This is a genomic window from Mycolicibacterium arseniciresistens (genome assembly GCF_030519285.1).
Lineage (GTDB): Bacteria > Actinomycetota > Actinomycetes > Mycobacteriales > Mycobacteriaceae > Mycobacterium > Mycobacterium arseniciresistens.
The window spans coordinates 1-13,802 of sequence record NZ_JAUMSQ010000208.1 but is presented as its reverse complement, the minus strand read 5'-3'; the positions used below and the strand labels follow the sequence as shown (position 1 = coordinate 13,802).

The window sequence follows — 13,802 nt, the reverse complement described above, 5'->3', positions numbered from 1 at the left end:
CGCCGCCACCCATCGCGCCGCCGCCCATCGCTCCACCGCCGATGGGTGGACCCGCCGGGCTCGGCGGACCTGCCGGCATCCCCGGCACGGGCGGTCCCGGCGGCATACCCGGCATGGGCGGACCCGGAGGCATCCCCGGCATGGGCGGCATTGGCGGACCTGCCGGAATCGGCCACATCGGCATGCCCGGTGGCATGGGTGGCGGCATGGGTATGGGCGGCCTCGGCCACATCGGCATGGGCGGCGGTATCCACACCGGCGGCTTCGGCGGCGGGATGGGTATGGGCATGGGCGGGCCGGGCCACATTTAGGCAGGCCCCGTCAGCGGACCGCCATTCCGAACAGCAGCATGTCCTGCGGTTCGTCAGAGAGGTTGGGCAGCAACGCATACCGCGCCAGCCTGCCCTCGAACGCCAGGCCGCTGTTGCGCAGCACGGCCGCCGAGGCGGCGTTGTCGGGGTGGCAGCACGCCGCGACGCGGTAGATCCGGTCGTCCGTCCGGATCGCCTCCAGCAGCACCGCCACCACTTCCGACACGATCCCGCGGCCCCACCACTGTCGGCCGAGGCAATACCCGAGCTCGACGGCGTGCCCGGACAGACGCGTCGTGCCGCACACGCCGACGATCTCGCCGGACTCGCGCCACTCGATGAGCCGGGGCGTGTGGTCGCCGACGTTGTAGAACTCGGTGATCACCCGGCGGGTCTCGGCCACGTCGGTGTGCGGTCGCCAGGACAGGTACCGCGTCACCTCGGGGTCCTTTGCAAACCCGTGAAACACGGCCTCCGCGTCCTCGATCCTCGGCGCCCTCAGCCGCACCCGCGGCCCGGTGAGGACGGGGACCTCTGCGATCGCGTCATCCGGCATGGTGCCATCGTGCATCCTTGCCCCCGCGCCGCTGCACTGCTTGACTGAGGTGACATGGCAATCACGTTCAACCACACCATCGTCGCCGCCCGGGACCGCCAGGAATCGGCGGCGTTCCTCACCGAACTGTTCGGCCTTCCCGATGCGCAGGAGTTCGGGCCGTTCCTCGCCGTCACGCTCAACCACGGCGTGAGCCTCGACTACGCGCAGGTCCCACCCGACACCGAGATCCACCCGCAGCACTACGCATTCCTGGTGTCCGAGGACGAGTTCGACGCGATCTACGGCCGCATCCGGGAGCGGAACATGCCGCACTGGGCCGACCCGCACGGATCCCACCCCGGTGAGATCAATCATCACGACGGGGGTCGCGGGGTCTACTTCCAGGACCCGTCCGGCCACTACCTGGAGATCATCACCCGCCCATACGGATCGGGCAGTTGACCGCGCGCCCGCCCTGCCGGGTGATCCAGTGGGCCACCGGGGCGGTCGGCAACGAGGTCCTCGCCGCCACTCTGGACCGACCCGACCTCGAACTGGTCGGTGTCCGGGTCTACTCCGCGGACAAGGACGGCGCGGACGCCGGCACCCTGATCGGTCGCGCCCCGGTCGGCGTCACCGCCACCACCGACGTCGCGGCGATCATCGCCCTCGACGCCGACTGCGTGATCTACACACCGCGCATCGTCGACCTCGACGACGTGTGCGCGCTGCTCGCCAGTGGCAAGAACGTGGTGACCACCGCCTTCCTGTTCCACCCCGACCGGATGCCTGCCGCCGACCGCGACCGTCTGCTCGGCGCGTGCAGACAGGGTGCCAGCAGCGTGCACGGCAGCGGGATCAACCCCGGAAACCTCTCGGGCGCATTGCCGCTCGCGCTGTCGGGCATGTGTCGCACCATCGAGCGGATCACGCTGCAGGAGCGGGCCGACTGGTCGGTCTACGACAGCACGGCCATCACGTTCGACAACATGTGCTTCGGCCGCCCGGTCGACGAGATCAGCCCCACCGCAACCGATTTCCTCGCCTTCAACAGCGGCATCTTCACCGAGCAGGTGTGGCTGCTCGCCGACGCGCTGCACGCCGGCATCGACGAGGTGACGGCCACGGTCGAGGCCGTCGCCGCTGTCGAGGATCACCAGATCTTCGACCACCTGCTCCGTGCCGGCACCACCGCCGGCCAGCGTTGGAACTGGGTGGGCCGCCGCGACGGCCGGCCGCTTGTCGAGATCGAGACGCTCTGGACGGTCGGCAACGAGTACCCGTCGCACTGGCCGACGCCGCAGCACGGCTGGACGCTGACCATCGAGGGCGACCCGTCCATGCGCACCCACTTCATCTCGCTCGCCAGCTTCAGCCGCACCGCCACCATGGCCGAGCACGTGAACGCCGCCAACATCGCCACCGGCATGCAGATCCTCAACGCGGTGCCTGCGGTGTGCGAGGCGCCGCCCGGCTTCGCCACCACGGCCACGCTGCCGCTGATCCGCAGCGCCCGCGGATTCGGCAACTAGACCGGCGGGTGGTGACCCCGCTGCCGTTCCTGGCCGAGATAGTCGGTGGCCAACGCCGCCACGTGCCCGGGTAGCGCCCCGCTGGCCACGTCGGCCAATGTCGTCTGTTCGAGCACCGAGCGCATGCTCGCCCGAAGCGCACGCCACACGTCGGTCAGGGCCGCCGTCGGACCCGAGTACGGCAGATCACCCAGACCGATGTCGCGCACGCTGGCCAGCGGTCCGTCGATGCAGCGCAGCACATCGGCCAGGCTGATCTCGGCGGCCGGGCGCGCCAATTCGTAACCGCCCTCGCGGCCGCGGTAGCTGCGCACCAGCCGGTCGGTGCGAAGGTCGGAGAGGATGTCGACGAGGAACTGCGCGGGGATGCCCTGGGCCTTGGCGAGATCGTCGGTCTTGACCACGACGCCCTCGTCGGTCGTGGCCAGCTGCACCATGGCCCGGACGGCGTACTCCGCCTTGGCCGACATTCGCATGCCCGACACGTTAGTAGCCGCCGGCGGCGCCGTTTCGCCCGGACAGCGTGCGCACCGACGCAGGCACCGGCGTGGCGGGGTCGCAGTCCGGCGCGGTCAGCGCAGCGCCATAGGTCATCGCCATCGGCACGACTCCCGCCCACCCGCCGGCGGCGATGTCGTCCTCGGGGTCCTCAGGCCAGCCCGCGCTGACCTTCAGCGACCAGTTGTCGGTGCCGATCGGCAGCCGCAGCGCCAGCGTCGCGGCGAGTTCCTTCCGGGTGCTGGCCCGCAATTCGGCGACCCGGCCCGGGACGAACGCGTCGGTCAGCGTCTCCAGGCAGGCGGGCTTCTCGTCGTCGGGAACGCGTTCGAAGGCGCCGAAGAGGACCGCGCTGCGGTACCGGAAGGACGACTCGAAGGCGCTGCGGGCGACCACGACCCCGTCGAGCGTGGTCACCGAGACCGCCGCCCGCGCGCCGGCCGACAGTGCGCGCAGCCACGGCGAGCCCGTCGACCCGTGGATCACGAGGTGGTCACCGACGCGCGCGAACCCCGTCGGGAACATCACCGGATGCCCGTCGCGCACCAGCGCCACGGTGGCCAGCGGTGTGGCGGCGAGCAATTCGTACAGAGCGGCCCGCGACGTGGTCTGCTTTCCGCTCAGCCGGGTGACGTTCGTCGAGGGCTGCGTCATTCTCCGAGCGTAGTGACGGCCAGCACGGCCGCGGCGAGTTCGGGGCGACACACCACCAGATCCGGCAGTTTCGGATCGGCCGCGTTGTACCGCAGCGGGGACCCGTCGATGCGGGACGTGTGCAGACCGGCCGCACGCGCGACCGCCACCGGGGCGGCCGAATCCCATTCGTACTGACCGCCCGCGTGCACGTACACGTCGCTGCGGCCCTGCACCACCGACGCCACCTTGGCACCGGCGGAACCCATTTCGACGAGCTCACCGCCGAGCGCGTCGCGGACCGCGAGCGCGATCGCCGGCGGCCGGGTGCGCGACACCACGATGCGCGGCGGGCCGTCGATGGGGCCCGGCAAGGCCACCTCGGGTGTGGCGAATGTGGTGTTCTGCGCAGGGAGGGCGACGGCGCCCGCCACCAGCTCGCCGTCCTGCCAGAGGGCGACGTGCACCGCCCAGTCGTCGCGGCCGAGTTCGGAGAACTCGCGGGTGCCGTCGAGCGGATCGACGATCCACACCCGTGCCGAACGCAGCCGGACCGGATCGTCGGCGCCCTCCTCGGAGAGCACCGCGTCACCGGGCCTCGCAGATGCCAGTTCCGTCATCAGGAAGTCGTGGGAGCGTTTGTCCCCCGCGGCCTTCCGCTCGGCGACCTCGGCGTCCGCGAACTCGGCCCGCACGTCGAGCAGCAGGTCGCCCGCCCTGGTCGCCAGCCGGGCGGCCAGCTCGTGGTCGTTCACTCGCGGCTCTCCAGCAGATCGATCACCATGGCCGCGAGTTCATCAGGCGTGTGGTCGGACGTCAACCGCAGGTCGGGATTCTTCGGCCGCTGGTAAGGACTGTCGATCCCGGTGAAATGGGTGATCTCCCCGGCGCGGGCCTTCTTGTACAGACCCTTCGGATCACGCCGCTCGCAATCCTCGAGCGGGGTGTCACAGAACACCTCGAAGAAGTCCGTGCCCGCCTCGGTGTGCACCCGGCGCGCGAGTTCCCGGTGCTCCTCCAGCGGACTGATCGCCGGCACCAGCACGATCTGCCCGGAGTCGGCGAGCAGCGTGGCGACGTGCGCCAGCCTGCGCAGGTTCTCCGCGCGGTCGGCCATCGAGAATCCGAGGTCGGCGTTGAGCCCGTGGCGCAGGTTGTCGCCGTCGAGAACGTAGGCGGGCACGCCCTTCTCCAGCAGCTTCTGCTCCACCAGCATCGCCACCGACGACTTGCCCGCACCCGACAGGCCGGTGAACCACACCGTCCTGCCCCGGGTCAGCCGGTCCTGCGTGCTCACCAGCGACTCGTGCCGCACGGTGTTGGGGCTGGCGACGTCGTTGCGGTTGTCGCGCAACACCATTCCGGCCGCCACGGTGCCGTTGGTGTTCGGGTCGATCAGGATGAAGGATCCGGTGGCGGCGTTGCGGCTGTACTCGTCGAGCAGCAGGGGAACCTGGCTGCGCAGCGAGATGCGGCCCAGCTCGTTGAGTTTGAGCGCGGTGGCGGACTTGTCCCGGTGCAGCGTGTTCACGTCGAGCCGGTAGTCCAGCGCCGCCACCTTCACCCGCGTCGTGCGGGTGGTCTGCTTGATCAGGTACTCGCGGCCCGGTTCCAGCGACGCCTCGTCGGCCATCCAGCACACCGTGGCGTCGAAATCGCGCGCCACCCTCGGCTGGTTGTTCGGCCGGGCGATCAGGTCGCCGCGCGAGATGTCGATGTCGTCGGCCAAGCTGACCGACACCGCCATCGGCGGGAACGCCTCGTCGACGGGGCCGCCGGGTCCCTCGATAGAGGTGATGTGCGACGTCTTGCCCGACGGCAGCACCACCACGTCGTCGCCGGTGCGCATGACGCCACTGGCCACGGTGCCCGCGTAGCTGCGGTGGTCCTGGTGCTCGTGGGTCTGTGGCCGGATGACGTACTGCACCGGGAAGCGGACGTCGATCAGGTTGCGGTCACCGGCGATGTAGACCTCTTCGAGGTGCGACAGCAGCGCCGGGCCGTCGTACCAGGGCGTGGCGTCGGACTTCGTCACGACGTTGTCGCCGAGCAGGGCCGACAGCGGGATCGTCGTGACGTCGTGGATGTCCAGGCGCGCGGCGAAGTCGTGGAAATCGTCACGGATTTTCTCGAACTGTTCTCTGTCCCAGCCGATCAGGTCCATCTTGTTCACCGCGAGCACGATGTGCTGGATGCCGAGCAGTGACGCCAGGAACGCATGCCTGCGGGACTGCTCGAGCAGGCCGTGCCGGGCGTCGACCAGGACGATCGCCAGCTGCGCCGTCGACGTGCCGGTGACCATGTTGCGGGTGTACTGGGTGTGGCCGGGGGTGTCGGCGATGATGAATTTCCGCTTGGGCGTGGCGAAGTAGCGGTAGGCGACATCGATCGTGATGCCCTGCTCCCGCTCGGCGCGCAGCCCGTCGGTGACGAGCGCGAGGTCGGTGTAGTCGTTCCCGCGTTCCTTGGAGGTGCGTTCGACGGCTGCGAGTTGGTCCTCCATCACGGCCTTGGAGTCGTAGAGCAGCCGGCCGATCAGTGTCGACTTGCCGTCGTCCACCGAGCCCGCGGTCGCGAGCCGAAGCAATGTCGCCATGTCAGAAGTAGCCCTCTCGCTTGCGGTCCTCCATGCCGGCCTCGGAGATCCGGTCGTCGGCGCGGGTGGCGCCACGCTCGGTCAGCCGGGATATTGCGGTCTCGGCGATCACCTCGTTGACGGTGGCGGCGGTCGACTCGACACATCCGGTGCACGTGACGTCACCGACGGTGCGGAACCGGACGGTCTTCTCGACGACGTCCTCGTCCTTGCGCGGCTGCAGGTACCGGTGCACGGCCAGCCACATGCCGTCCCGCTTGAACACCTTGCGCTGGTGGGCGTAGTAGATCGACGGCAGGGCGATCTTCTCGGCACCGATGTAGGACCAGATGTCGAACTCGGTCCAGTTGGACAGCGGGAAGGCGCGGATGTGCTCGCCCTTGTGGTGGCGGCCGTTGTACAGGTTCCACAGCTCGGGCCGCTGCGCCTTGGGGTCCCACTGGCCGAATTCGTCGCGGAACGAGAACACCCGCTCCTTGGCGCGGGCCTTCTCCTCGTCGCGGCGCGCACCGCCGAACGCGGCGTCGAACTTGTTCTCCCGAATGGCGCGCAGCAGCGTGAAGGTCTGCATCGGGTTGCGCGACGGGATGGTCTCGACCACGCGGCCCGCGTCGATGTCGTCCTGCACACTGGCCACGACCAGCCGGACGCCCGACGCGGCGACCAGGTCGTCGCGGGCCTGCAGGACCTCGTCGAAGTTGTGCCCGGTGTCGACGTGCATCACCGGGAACGGGAGTCGTCCGGGTCGGAAGGCCTTCAGCGCCAGGTGCAGCATCACGATGGAGTCCTTGCCGCCGGAGAACAGCAGCACCGGCCGCTCGAATTCGGCGGCGACCTCGCGGATGATGTGGATTGCCTCGGCCTCCAGCACGCGCAGATGACTCAGCTCGTACCGGGCCGTCTGGGCGAGGGCTTCCTGCGTCGCCGTCATCACTTCCCCATTAAGTTGGTAGAACTGACCAGGTTAATCTGCATAGTTGGATATGGAACCAGCCGACGGCGGATGTGTCAACGGCCGGTCAGGGCCCGATGGTGCGGCGAGTCGTCGAATAGCGGCCGGTTCGGCGACGACACGCCACACGCTCGGCGTCAGTCGTTCGGCGTGATGACGGCGCGGCCGTGGATCTTGCCCTCGTGGAGCAGGTGATAGGCGTGGGCCGCATCGTCAAGAGGAAAGTGCTCGACGAGCATCTTGATCTTTCCCGACTGCGCGAGGTCGATCACCTCGATCAGCTCCGGAATGGATCCCCAGAACGGTGCGGCGACCGAGCACTCGTTGGGCGGGCTGTGGAAGTTCACCGGCAACGCCGCACCGCCCACACCGATGATCGTGATGTGGCCGAGCACCCGCGCCACCTGCGCCGCCATCGTCAGCGTCGGGTTCACGGCGACGAAATCGAGGACGACCTCCGCGCCGTGGCCCTTCGTGATGTCCTTGATCCGCTTGACGGCACCGTCACCGGAAAGGAGGGCTTCGTCGGCACCGAGAGTTTTCGCGATCTCCAGCTTGTCGTCCGAGGTATCAACGGCCACAACGGTTGTCGCGGAGCACAGCGCCTTGAGCACCTGGATGGCCATCTGTCCCAGCCCGCCGGCGCCGATGACGACCGCGGTCGATCCCGGGCCGAGGAGGTGAACGGAGCGCTTCACCGCGTGGAAGCTGGTGAGCCCAGCGTCGGTGAGCGGGGCGGCATCCCGGGGGTCGAGGTCGCCCAACGGAATCAGGTAGCGCGTCGACGGCACGAGCAGGAACTCGGCCATACCGCCGTCGGCGCCGCCGAGGCCGCCGGGACTGGGCTTGCCCGGTGTCTGGCAATAGTTCTCCATGCCCTGGCGGCAGTTCATGCACAGCCCGCAGCCCCACGGGCCGTACACGACGACGGGGTCGCCGGGCGAGAATCCGGTTGCGCCGGGCCCCATCGTCTCGACCCAGCCGGCATTCTCGTGTCCGAGTGTGAACGGGAGCGTGAAGGCCGTGGTGTCGGGTGGCGACTCCAAGATGTGCAGATCGGAGTGGCATGCGCCGGCGCCGCCGACTTTGATCAGCACCTCCCCCGGGCCGGGCTCGGGCACCGGTACGTCTCGAAGCTGCCCCGGCTGCTGCCATTCGACGAACTGGAACGCCCTCACGGCGAGCTAGTCCGTGATCCGGTCGAACTCGACCTCGAGATGCAGCGGTCCGCGGAAGACCTGATTCTGTCTATAGGGCGGCGGATCGACGACGAGTCGCGGATTCTCGACCCGGCGCAGGAACGTCTCGACCGCGATGTTGACCTCGAGTCGCGCCAGTGGCCCACCGACGCAGCTGTGCACTCCCCGGCCCCAGCCGACGTGCTGATTGTCGGGCCGCTGGATGTCGAACTTGTCCGGGTCCGGGAACCGCTTCGGGTCGCGGTTGGCGGCCCCGTAGAGCAGATGCACGGCCGATCCCGCGGGGATCACGGTGCCCCCGACCTCCACGTCGGCGGTGACGCTGCGGCTGGGGAAGAACTGGACAGCTGACTGCAGCCGCAACACCTCTTCGATCGCCTTGGGGATGAGTTCCGGCTTGTCGCGGAGCAGGTCGAGCGATTCGGGGTTGCGCAGCAGGAGCAACACACAGTGGGCGATGGTGTTGACCGTCGAGTCGTGACCGGCGATCAGCAGGAGCATCGCGTTGGCAGCGGCCTCCCGGGGCGTCATCGGTCCGTCCGGACCGTCGTGGTCGTTCACCATCTTCGACAGCACGTTGTCCTGCGGGTCCGTCAGGAAGCCCTGGATCAGGTCGGCCAAGTACGCGGTGAGCGCCGCGGTGCTCTCCTTGCCCTTCTGCTTGCGGGCCTGCCCCTCTTCGGTGGCTGCGTCCGGTCCCATGTCGGCGCCCGCCATGAAATCGAAGATCCAGCCGTGGAAGGTGGGCTCGTCCTTCAGCGGAACGCCGAGGATCTGGCAGATGACGGCCACCGGAACCGGGTAGGCGTAGTCGTCGACGACGTCGAAGGTGTTGCCGCCCTTTGCCTTGGCCTTGTTCAACGAGTCGTCGCAGAGCACCTGGATGTCGGCGGCCATGGCGGGGATCACGTTCGGCGAGTGCGGCGGCGCGAAGTGCCGCATCACCTGTCGGCGCTGCCTGTCGTGTTTGGCTGGATCCGACACGATCAGGCTCGGCTCCCGGCCGTATGCCTGCATGTGCTCGGCGCCGACGTCGGCCTGCGTGGGGGTCGCCGGCTGGGCCGAGATCGGACTCTTCGAGATGTCCGAGCTGACGTGCGGGTCGTGCGCGAGTTGCAGCAGCTCGCGGTATCCGGTGACGACGTAGACCTTGTCGGCCACCTGCACCACGGGTGTCTTTCGTAGCTCGTCGAAGAATCGGTAGGGGTCGTGGCGGTTCTCGTACCTCATCGCCTCGGTCCAGGCGGTCTCTGCGGTGGTCATCGGGCTCCAGTCCTAGCGGGCTTTGGGGCGGTACTCGGCGCCCCGTGAGGTCGGATCGTGGCCGGTGAGAACGACATCGGGTATCCCGGTCGGTGCGCGCGGATCGCCGAAACGCGCCGACATCGGCTCGGAGTCGGTGGGCACGTCATAGCCGGGTGGCGGCGGCGGGAACGGCGCCGACTGCTCGATGAGCCTGGCGTAGTACTCCAGCCACTTGCCGTGATTGAAGGTGATGGCACCGACGATGCGGCCGTTCTTGCCGAAGGCCGCGGCGAAGCGGAGATCCTCCACCGAGCCCTGCGTGAACACGATCTCGTCGCCGAAGGAACAGACGCCGACCCCCTTGATGTTCACGCCGAACTGACCGGACCAGAACTGCGGCAGCGGCAGGTGCGGACGCCGCCCCTTCTCGAGGTTGACCATGTTGTGCGCCGCGGTCCGAGCGCCCAGCACAGCGGCGTCCACGTGCTCGATCGCCATGAACTGGTACTCGTAGAGCACGTGCGGGGCCCGCGCGATGTCACCGGCGACGAAGATGTTGTCGGTCACCACGCCGTTGATGTCGAAGGCGCGGCAGCCGGCGTCGCACGCCACACCCCAGAACCCGCTGGCGAGTTCGGCGCCCTCGAGCCATTCGATGTTGCGGACGGACCCCAGCGACGCCACCACGACATCGACGTCGAGCAGGGTGCCGTCAGAAAGCTGAGCCTGCCGGACATGACCGTCGGCATCGCCCTTGAGGGCCTCCACCGCCACCCCGGTGCGCAGATCGACGCCGGCGTCCCGTTGCATCTTGGCGGCGATGTCGCCGATCACCCCACCCAGAGGTCCGACCAGCGGTGCGCTGGAGCGCTCCGCGACCGTGACGTCCAGTCCGAGATCACGGCATACCGAAGCCATTTCGGACCCGATGAACCCGGCCCCGACGATCAGCACCCGTTTCGGCCGGGCCTTGAAAGCCGCCTGGATCTTCGCGGCATCGTCGCTCGTGCGCAGGGTGTAGAGGCCCTTGAGCTTCGCTTCTTCGGGGTTGAACCACGCGCGGGAGCGGACGCCGGTGGCGATCAACAACCGGTCGTAGGGCACCTTGTCGCCGTTGGCGAGAAGCACTTCCCGGTTGTCGCGATCCAGACCGGTGGCCGCCACCCCCAGTCGCCAGTCGGCGTTGACTTCACGCAGTCGCGGCAGCTTGGTGTTCTCGGCCGGCACCCATCCCTTGAGCACCTGTTTGGACAGCGGCGGGCGATCGTACGGCTCGTGGTCTTCATCGCCGATGATGGTCAGTGATCCGGTGAATCCCTCGTCTCGCAGGGCTTCTGCGGCGCGCAAGCCCGTCAGCGATGCCCCAACGATGACGATCCGGCCCTCGGCTTTGAATGTCCTGACCAGGTCGTCGATCAGCGACCTCACAGTGTCACCCGATCCGAGGGGGGATCCATTTCCGCGATGATCGCCTGCACCGGGCACGACGCGACCGCTCGGGCGACCTGCTGGCGTTGCGAATCGTCGGGGTTCGGGTCGTAGGCGAGCGCCTCCTCGCCCTGCAGCTGGAGCACGTCGGGCGCCAGCGGGACGCATTGCGCATATCCCAGGCACCTGTTCAAGTCCACGACAATGCGCATGCTTTTCGGCTCCTTCTCAACCGGCGCCGAGGGCTGGTCAGCGCTGCTCGCAAACTCTGAGCGATCCTGCTGACGCTACGGTAAATCAGCCGCATGTGCTGCGGTAATGAACGAGCAACGAAGTGCAGTGAATGCGGGCAGAGTGAGCCCCGGATTCACTGCTGTGGTTCTCGGGCGACCGGGCCGTGGGCCGCGGGCTTTTCGACCCGAGAGACTCAGTTGCACCCGCCCGCGTTGACCCATCGGCCGTTGTAGCTGACGCACCCGGTGACGTTCGGAGGCGGCGGTGGGTCGTACGGCATGGGCGCGTAGTAGGCAGGCGGCGGAACGTACGGCGCCACCGCGTCGGCGATGTTGGCACAGCCGCTCACCGATACTCGCCTGCCGGCGTTGACGCACACATCGGCGTTCGCGATCCCGGGACCGGTGACGGTGACGATCGCGGCAGGGATGGTCGCAAAGGCGAAGACGCACACCGAGGCGGCGGCCCACGTCCGTGTCGAATGAGTCATCATCCACCCACAGGGGCTGGTGCATCGCAGCGTGCCCGCAGGTCGGAGACCGGCCGACGGATCCCGTTGATCTCGGCCTCGACCTGGGGGTTGGCGTCCATGTAGGTCTGGACCCTGCCGCGCACTTCCTCGTTCGGCAGCCCACGCAGGCTGGTGAAGAATTGTTGACGTCCGGGTGGCTGAAGAGATAAACCCCCATCGCGGTTCCCACTGTGCCCGAGGCTTGGGCAAGATCCGCGGCTGAGCAGCCAGGAGGCGCGGGCGGAGGAGGGGGCAGAGGTTGCGCGGACGCCAGTGCGGCACCGCCGAACAACAACGCACCGGCCATCACCCCGCTGCCGATCAATCCGGTCATCGCACGGTGTGCGGAAGAACCTGACATGAACATCGGTGACCGCCTTTCCTCTGGTCTGGACCGCAACCGGACGGTTACCGACACTCGAAGCTAAGCACTTCCAGCGGACCACCCAGAGGATATTGACGCGATTGGCGGTTCGGCGCCGAGCATCGCAGCGCTGACGCAACCCGCTTACCCCGGAGGTAATTGCCCTGCTCCCGATACTGGAGACATGACGACTCCGACCCAGCCCCGCACCGGCGCCGATGTGATGGCCGCCTTCATCCCGCAGTCCCCGTTCGCCGTCAAGCTGGGCATCGTCGCCGAGGAGCTGGACGCCGACGAGGTGCGGCTACTGCTGCCGTGGAACCCGGCCAACACCACGATCGGCGACATGGTGCACGGCGGAGCGATCGCAGCGCTGGCCGACGTCACCGTGATGGCGGCAGCGTGGGCGGGCGCCGACGTGCCTGACGATCTGCGCGGGGTCACCACGTCGATGACCGTCCACTATCTCGCGCCCGCGCGGGCCACCGACCTCGTCGGTGTCGGCCGGGTGCTGCGGCGCGGCAAGACCCTCGTCAACTGCGACGTCGACGTCGTCACTCCCGACGGCACGGCGGTGGCCACGGCGATCGCCACCTACAAGGTTGGCTGACGCAGGCTAGGCCGTGACCTCGTTCAGTTTCCCGGTGGCGACGTCGAACACGAAGCCCCGCAACGATTCATGCTTGGTGACGAAGGGGCTGGCCTCGATGCGGCGGATGGACTGACGCACATCCTCCTCGAGATCCGGAAAGGCCTCGGCGGCCCACTGCGGCTTCAGGCCGGTCTCCTCCTGGATCGACCGCTTGAAGTCGTCGTCGGTGAACGTGAGCATGCCGCAGTCGGTGTGGTGGATCAGGATGATCTCGGTGGTTCCGAGCAGGCGCTGACTGATTGCCAGCGAGCGGATCTCGTCGTCGGTGACGACGCCGCCGGCGTTGCGGATGACGTGCGCCTCCCCCTCGGCCAGGCCGAGGATCCGGTACACGTCCAGCCTGGCGTCCATGCACGCCACCACGGCGACATGCCGGCTCGGCGGCAGCGGCAGCGGCCCGCTGAAGTTCCTGGCGTAGTCCTCGTTGTTCTTCAGGTACTCGTCGGTCGCGGACATGGGTCCTCCTGCGGTCGCGGCAGCCAAACGCCCAGAAGATAACAACACACCCATGCGCATGACTGCATTGGGAATCAGCACGATTCTGGGTCACCGCCTCCCGCGAGCAGACGCAAAGTCGCACCGAAACAGGTATTTGCGTGCGAATTTGCGTCTGCTCGGCGGAGAAGCGGCGGGTCAGCGGGTGCGCAGGTCGTACACCGTGGCGCCGCCGACCTCGGAGGCCGGGAAGTTCCGCTCCACCCACGCCGTGATCTCGGCGGCGCTGCCACCGCGGTGCCGTGGCGGGCCGCCGCGCTCGTCGCCCGCGAGGAAGTAGCCGACCTGGCCGTCGGCGACGTACTGCTGGAACTGAATCAGCGTCGGCGAGTCGTCGCCCCCGGAGAACCCGCCGATCGCCATGATCGACGTGCCGGTCCGCAGCTCCAGCCCGCTCACACTCATCGACCCGACACCCGCTGCGGCCCAACGACGGTCGACCGAGGTCAGCAGCGACTCGAGTGCTTCGCTGTCACCCGCCGCACGGGGACCGCGCCCGCCCGGACCGCCGAAGCCGCCGTCACGCGCCGGTCCCGACATGGTGCCCGGGCCGCTCGAGGGATGGACCACGTTGTAGATCGCGAACGCCGCCGGTGCGGCGAGCGAGGACAACG

The 13,802-nt window shown here is 68.4% G+C and carries 17 protein-coding genes and 1 pseudogene; 4 read left to right on the top strand and 14 right to left on the bottom strand.

All coding sequences use genetic code 11. The features are described 5' to 3' along the window. Positions 1-311 (top strand): hypothetical protein (locus Q2100_RS22000; RefSeq protein ID WP_302915766.1); only part of this gene is annotated, 311 nt, incomplete at its 5' end. A gap of 10 nt (positions 312-321) precedes the next feature. Here Q2100_RS22000 and Q2100_RS21995 read toward each other — a convergent pair. Then, on the bottom strand, positions 322-867 hold the full coding sequence (locus tag Q2100_RS21995; RefSeq protein ID WP_302915765.1) for a GNAT family N-acetyltransferase: 546 nt from the start codon (positions 865-867) through the stop codon (positions 322-324). A gap of 54 nt (positions 868-921) precedes the next feature. Here Q2100_RS21995 and Q2100_RS21990 point away from each other — a divergent pair, with 54 nt between their 5' ends. Next, complete coding sequence (locus Q2100_RS21990; protein ID WP_302915764.1) at positions 922-1,311, top strand: VOC family protein; 390 nt, start codon at positions 922-924, stop codon at positions 1,309-1,311. Next, on the top strand, positions 1,308-2,381 hold the full coding sequence (locus Q2100_RS21985) for an NAD(P)H-dependent amine dehydrogenase family protein (protein WP_302915763.1): 1,074 nt from the start codon (positions 1,308-1,310) through the stop codon (positions 2,379-2,381). The genes Q2100_RS21990 and Q2100_RS21985 overlap by 4 nt, the downstream gene beginning before the upstream one ends. Here the strand turns inward: Q2100_RS21985 and Q2100_RS21980 are convergent. The 11 genes and pseudogenes from Q2100_RS21980 to Q2100_RS21930 all read right to left on the bottom strand — a co-directional run bounded on the left by Q2100_RS21980 (position 2,378) and on the right by Q2100_RS21930 (position 12,044). After that, positions 2,378-2,857, bottom strand: coding sequence for an Rrf2 family transcriptional regulator (locus tag Q2100_RS21980; RefSeq protein ID WP_269892194.1), 480 nt, complete (start codon positions 2,855-2,857; stop codon positions 2,378-2,380). The genes Q2100_RS21985 and Q2100_RS21980 overlap by 4 nt on opposite strands. A gap of 10 nt (positions 2,858-2,867) precedes the next feature. After that, positions 2,868-3,533 (bottom strand): pyridoxamine 5'-phosphate oxidase family protein, encoded by a 666-nt coding sequence (locus tag Q2100_RS21975; protein WP_302915762.1) that lies wholly within the window; start codon positions 3,531-3,533, stop codon positions 2,868-2,870. Beyond that, on the bottom strand, positions 3,530-4,267 hold the full coding sequence (locus Q2100_RS21970; RefSeq protein ID WP_302915761.1) for a 3'(2'),5'-bisphosphate nucleotidase CysQ: 738 nt from the start codon (positions 4,265-4,267) through the stop codon (positions 3,530-3,532). The genes Q2100_RS21975 and Q2100_RS21970 overlap by 4 nt, the downstream gene beginning before the upstream one ends. Continuing rightward, the gene (gene cysN, locus Q2100_RS21965; protein ID WP_302915760.1) at positions 4,264-6,108 is read right to left on the bottom strand and encodes a sulfate adenylyltransferase subunit CysN; all 1,845 of its coding nucleotides are present in this window, start codon (positions 6,106-6,108) and stop codon (positions 4,264-4,266) included. The genes Q2100_RS21970 and cysN overlap by 4 nt, the downstream gene beginning before the upstream one ends. Before the next feature lies 1 nt (position 6,109). Then, complete coding sequence (gene cysD, locus Q2100_RS21960; protein WP_302915759.1) at positions 6,110-7,039, bottom strand: sulfate adenylyltransferase subunit CysD; 930 nt, start codon at positions 7,037-7,039, stop codon at positions 6,110-6,112. Positions 7,040-7,197: 158 nt separating this feature from the next. Then, positions 7,198-8,238 carry an NAD(P)-dependent alcohol dehydrogenase gene (locus tag Q2100_RS21955; protein ID WP_302915758.1) on the bottom strand — a complete coding sequence of 347 codons (1,041 nt, stop codon included), beginning with the start codon at positions 8,236-8,238 and terminating at the stop codon, positions 7,198-7,200. Between the two features lie 6 nt (positions 8,239-8,244). Then, positions 8,245-9,522 (bottom strand): cytochrome P450, encoded by a 1,278-nt coding sequence (locus Q2100_RS21950; RefSeq protein WP_302915757.1) that lies wholly within the window; start codon positions 9,520-9,522, stop codon positions 8,245-8,247. Between the two features lie 12 nt (positions 9,523-9,534). Continuing rightward, the gene (locus Q2100_RS21945) at positions 9,535-10,932 is read right to left on the bottom strand and encodes an NAD(P)/FAD-dependent oxidoreductase (RefSeq protein WP_302915756.1); all 1,398 of its coding nucleotides are present in this window, start codon (positions 10,930-10,932) and stop codon (positions 9,535-9,537) included. Continuing rightward, positions 10,929-11,144 (bottom strand): ferredoxin, encoded by a 216-nt coding sequence (locus Q2100_RS21940; protein WP_302915755.1) that lies wholly within the window; start codon positions 11,142-11,144, stop codon positions 10,929-10,931. The genes Q2100_RS21945 and Q2100_RS21940 overlap by 4 nt, the downstream gene beginning before the upstream one ends. 215 nt (positions 11,145-11,359) lie before the next feature. Beyond that, on the bottom strand, positions 11,360-11,659 hold the full coding sequence (locus Q2100_RS21935; protein ID WP_407667674.1) for a hypothetical protein: 300 nt from the start codon (positions 11,657-11,659) through the stop codon (positions 11,360-11,362). Beyond that, positions 11,656-12,044, bottom strand: a pseudogene (locus tag Q2100_RS21930) (heme-binding protein). Before Q2100_RS21930 ends, Q2100_RS21935 begins: the two are co-directional and overlap by 4 nt. Positions 12,045-12,261: 217 nt before the next feature. On the opposite strand from Q2100_RS21930, the gene Q2100_RS21925 reads away from it, so the two are divergent. Continuing rightward, positions 12,262-12,651: a PaaI family thioesterase gene (locus tag Q2100_RS21925; protein WP_302915767.1), complete on the top strand. Its 390-nt coding sequence runs from the start codon at positions 12,262-12,264 to the stop codon at positions 12,649-12,651. Between the two features lie 6 nt (positions 12,652-12,657). On the opposite strand, the gene Q2100_RS21920 is transcribed toward Q2100_RS21925, so the two are convergent. Both Q2100_RS21920 and Q2100_RS21915 read right to left on the bottom strand, forming a co-directional pair. Continuing rightward, complete coding sequence (locus tag Q2100_RS21920) at positions 12,658-13,149, bottom strand: beta-class carbonic anhydrase (RefSeq protein WP_302915753.1); 492 nt, start codon at positions 13,147-13,149, stop codon at positions 12,658-12,660. A gap of 177 nt (positions 13,150-13,326) precedes the next feature. Next, the coding region (locus tag Q2100_RS21915) for a mannosyltransferase YkcB-related protein (RefSeq protein ID WP_456094143.1) at positions 13,327-13,802 on the bottom strand (476 nt) is incomplete at its 5' end.

Excerpts from the sequence above, each read along its gene's own strand:
- Q2100_RS21995 (WP_302915765.1), bottom strand. The coding sequence starts at position 867 with ATGCCGGATGACGCGATCGCAGAGGTCCCCGTCCTCACCGGGCCGCGG.
- Q2100_RS21940 (WP_302915755.1), bottom strand. The coding sequence starts at position 11,144 with ATGCGCATTGTCGTGGACTTGAACAGGTGCCTGGGATATGCGCAATGC.
- Q2100_RS21935 (WP_407667674.1), bottom strand. The coding sequence starts at position 11,659 with ATGATGACTCATTCGACACGGACGTGGGCCGCCGCCTCGGTGTGCGTC.
- Q2100_RS21975 (WP_302915762.1), bottom strand. The coding sequence starts at position 3,533 with ATGACGCAGCCCTCGACGAACGTCACCCGGCTGAGCGGAAAGCAGACC.
- Q2100_RS21980 (WP_269892194.1), bottom strand. The coding sequence starts at position 2,857 with ATGCGAATGTCGGCCAAGGCGGAGTACGCCGTCCGGGCCATGGTGCAG.
- cysD (WP_302915759.1), bottom strand. The coding sequence starts at position 7,039 with ATGACGGCGACGCAGGAAGCCCTCGCCCAGACGGCCCGGTACGAGCTG.
- Q2100_RS21990 (WP_302915764.1), top strand. The coding sequence starts at position 922 with ATGGCAATCACGTTCAACCACACCATCGTCGCCGCCCGGGACCGCCAG.
- Q2100_RS21950 (WP_302915757.1), bottom strand. The coding sequence starts at position 9,522 with ATGACCACCGCAGAGACCGCCTGGACCGAGGCGATGAGGTACGAGAAC.
- cysN (WP_302915760.1), bottom strand. The coding sequence starts at position 6,108 with ATGGCGACATTGCTTCGGCTCGCGACCGCGGGCTCGGTGGACGACGGC.
- Q2100_RS21920 (WP_302915753.1), bottom strand. The coding sequence starts at position 13,149 with ATGTCCGCGACCGACGAGTACCTGAAGAACAACGAGGACTACGCCAGG.